We start from the raw sequence: 481 nt of genomic DNA, 5'->3' as shown, positions 1-481 counted from the left end.
GGCTCGCGTCGAGGCCCTGGATCCACCCCTCGGCGTCGTTGATGGTGCCGCTGGCGAGGAAGCCGTCGGCCAGCGCCTGGCCGTCGAGGCCGGCGATCTGCGCCACGTCGATCCCTTCGAGGTATTCGTACTGCTTGAAACTGGGGTCGAGGTTGATCCAGCTGTCGGCCTCCAGGTTGCGGTAGGCACGACCGGGGTGGAAGTCCAGGGCCGCCTCCACCCACACATGCTCCATGCGCACCCAGGCGGGCTGGCCGCCCTCGCTGAGCACGCGGGTCGGGATGCCGCCGGAGGAGGCGTAATCGGCGGCGGCCATGACGTTGCTGAATCCGCCGATCCAGTTGCGGTACTTGTCCACGGGGACATCCATGGTGCCGTGGACGTAGCGGGCGGGGATGCCGGAGGCGCGCAGCAGGGCGATGGTCAGCGAGGCGATGTCCATGGCGTTGCCGCGCCGCGCGCTGAGGGTCAGCTCGGCGTC

General features: G+C 69.6%; 1 protein-coding gene. It reads right to left on the bottom strand.

The window, feature by feature from the left end; translation table 11 throughout:
- Window positions 1-481, bottom strand: a 481-nt coding sequence (locus ACYQ2W_RS26585; protein ID WP_459874141.1) for a transglutaminase domain-containing protein, incomplete at both ends; no start/stop codon positions are given.

This window comes from Endothiovibrio diazotrophicus (genome assembly GCF_054657215.1).
Note: the sequence above shows the minus strand (reverse complement) of the source record. Positions and strands in the feature narration are given on the sequence as shown.